Source organism: Sphingomonas sp. S-NIH.Pt3_0716 (assembly GCF_003950715.1).
Classification (GTDB): Bacteria; Pseudomonadota; Alphaproteobacteria; order Sphingomonadales; family Sphingomonadaceae; genus Sphingobium; species Sphingobium yanoikuyae_A.
In genome coordinates this window covers 1-4,635 of sequence record NZ_QLJK01000076.1, presented here as the reverse complement: position 1 = coordinate 4,635, position 4,635 = coordinate 1, and the positions used below count along the sequence as shown (strand labels likewise).

2 protein-coding genes and 4 pseudogenes are annotated in these 4,635 nt (G+C 58.2%); 2 read left to right on the top strand and 4 right to left on the bottom strand.

What is annotated here, in order from left to right; genetic code table 11:
- Window positions 1–110 (top strand): annotated as a pseudogene (locus BRX37_RS25880) (IS5/IS1182 family transposase); the annotation flags it as partial.
- Here the strand turns inward: BRX37_RS25880 and BRX37_RS25875 are convergent.
- The 3 genes and pseudogenes from BRX37_RS25875 to BRX37_RS25865 form a co-directional block, all read right to left on the bottom strand.
- Window positions 101–751 (bottom strand): hypothetical protein, encoded by a 651-nt coding sequence (locus tag BRX37_RS25875; protein ID WP_125990306.1) that lies wholly within the window; start codon window positions 749–751, stop codon window positions 101–103. The pseudogene BRX37_RS25880 and the gene BRX37_RS25875 sit on opposite strands and share 10 nt — an antisense overlap.
- Window positions 752–753: 2 nt before the next feature.
- A complete protein-coding gene (locus tag BRX37_RS25870; protein WP_125990304.1) occupies window positions 754–2,346 on the bottom strand; it encodes a hypothetical protein in 1,593 nt (530 codons plus the stop codon).
- Window positions 2,347–2,516: 170 nt separating this feature from the next.
- Window positions 2,517–2,854 (bottom strand): annotated as a pseudogene (locus BRX37_RS25865) (integrase core domain-containing protein); the annotation flags it as partial.
- A gap of 152 nt (window positions 2,855–3,006) precedes the next feature.
- Between BRX37_RS25865 and BRX37_RS25860 the strand changes: the two are divergent.
- Window positions 3,007–4,303: pseudogene (locus BRX37_RS25860) on the top strand (IS110 family RNA-guided transposase).
- Between the two features lie 210 nt (window positions 4,304–4,513).
- Here the strand turns inward: BRX37_RS25860 and BRX37_RS25855 are convergent.
- Window positions 4,514–4,635 (bottom strand): annotated as a pseudogene (locus BRX37_RS25855) (IS3 family transposase); the annotation flags it as partial.

Genomic DNA, 4,635 nt, shown 5'->3' with positions numbered 1-4,635 from the left:
CCCGATGGCGCCGTCTGGTCCGCGACTACGAAAAGCGCATCGACGTCTCACAGGCGATGATCCTCGTCGCCATGGGTGGAAACCTACTACGCCGAAACGCTCATCCCTGATTTTCCAAACGGACTCTAAGTGCATCAGATGCGGCCAGAATAAGCGGATCCAGAATTATATTGTATTTCTTTTCATTTTTCCGCTTATCCTGCACCGGTTTTAGGACTTCGCCAGGCACCACATCACCATGGATGATGCGAAACCAGCTTTCATGGCTGACGGACACGCCGGGGGCACGGCCCTGCGCGTGGGCCAAAAGCAATCCGGGTAGGTGCATTCGCCAGGCTCTGCCGGCGTCTTCAACCAGTAGCTGACCGCGGCGCCCATCTTCATCTATTTCTGTTCGTCCGTACGCAGCAAAGCATTCCTCCGGGGTCGCCTCAGCCGGTAGCCGATGCCCATCTCTCCTCCACTGCACGATCAGCATGGCGGTGACAGGATCGGCAAACCATCGGGCCGAATGGCCATCCAACTCCATATCGATCGACAGCATGCTACCCTGGACCAGAACCCAGCGATCAACTCCCTGCATCCATGAAGGCCAGAGCAGCGCGTTATGCAATCCGCCGCGCTGGACGGCCGAAGTTAGCATTTTTCCCATAAGATAGAGCGGCGAACGCACATCAATTGCGGATTCCTGTACCTCAACGGCATGCAAATCGTCATCTTCATATGCCAGGTCGAAGTCTGCCAGCACCATTGTCACAGCGTGGCGATCGCGAGATTGGCGGCACGCGGAATCCATCCGGCTGCCTGAAGGACAGGATCAAGCGTACGGGCGAGATCGGCCCGATACACCGCCGGGTCGAGCGCACTGAACATGTCCCAACTGCCGCTGTCCAGCGGCCCATGGCCGTAAAAGGCATGAATGGTTTCAGTACTGCATTGTCCGACGAGCTTCGTCCGCAACCAGTGACGGCCTGCATTTTTCCTTAAGTGCTGCACGGCCATGGCCTGACCGATTGCGTTTGTTACCTTGATTGGTTCTGCCGTGAGCAACTCGCGATCGAACGATTTTGAACGGTGGCGTTTCAACCGGAAAAGCGGAAGATCGCGTTGTTCCCTGATCTGGCCAACCTGTCGTGCCGTCTCTTCTGGAAGCATATCTTCGAGACACTTTACATGCTCGTCATAGAGGCGCAGTTGCTCCATGGCTGTGTCACAGAGCCAGACCAATCTCTGGGTTTCCGTTCCCCTGACATTTTTGTCTGTGAGCGAGTAGAAGCGCGTGTTGTCATCGACGTCCTTTGACGCCGGCAAGGATCCTGTAATTCCGCGATGGGCAAGAGCAAAGGCCAGCAAGCCTACGCTGTAACGGGTCATGGCCTGATGGAGCATCTCGATAGGCCGCGGCGCCGCTTCCAGATCCTCGGCCAGAGAGCGCACCAGATCACCAACGGTCTCATCCGTGGGCGTAAAGCGTCCACCGATATGTGTAGCGGCCACGGTTGCGGGTAAAGTGACAGGGGGTAGGGTGTCGATCCCGTTGATGGAGGAACGATAATGGCGGGCCAGCCTGTCCTGCGAAAGGGCCCCGTAGGCGCTTGAGGCTTCGGCCATGCTGGGAATGATTCCGGTGATGGCGGCCGTTAGCACCATGTCGCCGCCTGCTGCTTCGTTCATTGTAGCGGGCAGCCACCGAGTGAGGGACGCCGTTGTCGCCGCTGCGTCGCGCGCTTTGCGCCCGGTCTGCGGATCGTGGCGCTCAAGCCAGTGCATCATAGTCGCGACCAGCAGGTCCTGTTCATCGGGTTCGCCTGCAACTTGTCGTCCGTATCTGCCGACCTCCCAATGGGTGAACAGGGGCTGGGCAAATCTATCGGGCGCGCATTTACGCTGTGCAAGGCATCGGTCAATGATGGTGACGGTCAGATCCGTGACGGGGAGGTAAATACGCTCTGACAGAGTTAGCGTGCCTGCCTCCGTCGGCTTTGGATCGGCCCGATCCCTTAGGTCCAGCCACCATGCCCAATTTTCGCCATTCCTTACCAACGCTGGCGACGTGGCGACCCAATTGCTTTCGTTTGATGCGGTATGGAAGCTGAGAGGCAGCAGTGTTTTATAGCTACGCCCAGTCGTCAGCGAGGCCCAGATGAGAAGGCAGAGTTCCAGTTCAAACAGACCAATGTTTTCCTGTAGTCTTGCGCATACAATGCCTTTGAGATGGTCGACATCCACGGCCGTCAGCCTGTCCCAGCTGTAGGGAAGCGTCTGGAAATCGCGAATGCGCCTGTTTCGGAAACCGGAACCGAGCGGCCGTTTCCGTCCTTTAGGTGATGGATTGCCTTCAGCCAATTATAAGCCCCCTTTGGTAGGGTGGCGCTTAGGGGCGTAAAGTTTATGCAATATTTACATGTGGTTATATTTTTTAGTCAAATGAGATGGCGGTTGCGAACAATCCGATCTTCACTATTTGTCTATGACGGAATTGTGATCTGCCCCCACCGAGTGGCCCGATTGGTTTGTTAGTGGATTAAGCCCATCGCCGCCATATCCGGACAGAGGTGGAGCGAAGCGGAACCGGAGGCCGGATATGGCGGTGTCGCCGTTTCCGGTGCCGGCGGTCGGTAGCCCAGGCTGCTGTGAGGGCGAACGGTGTTGTAATGCCGCCGCCATGCCTCGATCAGCACCTTGGCCTCAGCGAGGCTGTAGAAGACTCGCCGTTGAGCAGTTCGTCGCGAAGCGACCCATTGAAGCTTTCGTTATAGCCATTCTCCCATGGTGATCCCGGGGTGATATAGAGCGTCTTCACGCCGATCTGCCCCAACCATTTCTGGACGGCGGTCGCGATAAACTCGCTACCATAGCACATTGGGAAGCGGCCTGTTGAAGGCCGGATTGCCTTGATGGAGGCAAGGGCGCGTAGCGCCCGCAGACTTCATCAAGGCGGCCATGACCGGTCAGCAGGTCTCTAAAGTGAAGTTGTCGACTCAACCCTTTGGAGACTGACCGATCATGACCAAGCGCAGTTCTACTCCCGCCGACGCCGTGCTGGTAGCCATCGATATGTCCAAGCACCGCCAGGAAGTTCTGCTTGAACGACCGGAGGGCGGCCGCCGGCGCCGCATGACAGTGATGGCGACGAAGGCGGATTATGATCGCCTGGCCGACGATCTGACGATCATTGGCAAGCCCGTGATTGTCGGTTTCGAAGCGACTGGCAACTATCACCGCACGCTGGCGCATCGATTGCTGTCCGCCGGGTTTGAGTTGCGCCTGATCTCGTCGGTCGCCTTGGCCCGGACGCGCGAAGCGCTGCACAATGGCTGGGACAAGAACGATTCCAAGGACGCGCAAGTGATCCTGCATATGTTGAGGATCGGTGCGACCCAGCGCTATGTCGATCCGCTGGCAGCCGGTATCAACGATCTGCAGGAGATGTCGAAGACGCATGAAGCCATATCAAAGGCGAAGACCCAGGCCTGGCATAGGATCCTGACCCACTACCTGCCGCTGTATTTCCCGGAGATCGAGCGTTTCGCCGGCAACAGCCGGTCTGACTGGTTCCTGGCGCTGATCGAACGTTTCCCGACGCCGGGGAGCATCATCTCGATCGGCCGCGAAGCCTTCACTGAACAGGCCTGGCCGTTGATCGGTCGCAAGGTCTCCAAGGCCCGGGTAGTCAACGATATCTATGAGACCGCCTCTGCATCGATCGCGCTGCCGATTGACGAGGATTCCACTGCGATCACGATGTTCCGCATGGTCGTCGCTCAGGCTCGTACCCTGATCCAACAACGCAATGAGATTGAGCGGATCGCCCATGACGCGCTGGCCGCGAACCGCGATTATCAGCTTCTGCGGATGATCCCAGGCATCGGACCGATCAATGCCCTGACGATCCTTGCCGAGGCCGGTGATCTGCGCCGCTTCAGCCATCATCGCCAGTTTCTCAAGTTCTGTGGCCTCGACCTCGCTACCTGTCAGTCCGGTATGTTCCGCGGTCGGACCAAGCTGTCAAAGTATGGCAATGCCCGGTTGCGGCGTACATTCTGGATGGCGACGCAGGTCGCGATCCGCCAGCGCGACAACAGCTTCCGCGATAAGCTGGGGCGCTATGTCGCCGGGTATCCCAACGACCCCGATCGCCGTCGCAAGGCGATGACCGCGCTCACCGCCAAAATGGCGCGCGTTGCGCATGCCGTCATCAAGACGGGAACCGAGTACCGTCCGTTCGTCGAACGGGCGGACACCAGATGGAAGGACCCCTCTCTGTGCAGCCGTGAGGGCGCTACCGCGACCCTGTAGATAATGTTCGGGCCTTCCATCTGGCATCCGTATCTCATTTTAAGGACGGTGAGGACCACGACCCACGCGGCTGCTGGATCCTGTGTTTGCTATGGCCGAGAGCGCATTCCTTGACGATGGAAGCCATCTGGATCATAAAAATCATCAGCGCCGATTACACTCGGCGCAACGAGACCTGCTGGCCTTTGCCCGCTGCTGCTTCCCTACATAGGACGTTATCGGATCGTATATGCGCTGGTGGCCCACGCGAGATGAACAGGTCAGCCAGCGCCGCCAGCACATCCTCGTGTTTGAGCTGCCGGGCAACGATGAGTGCCAGGCATTCCCTGCTGGCCT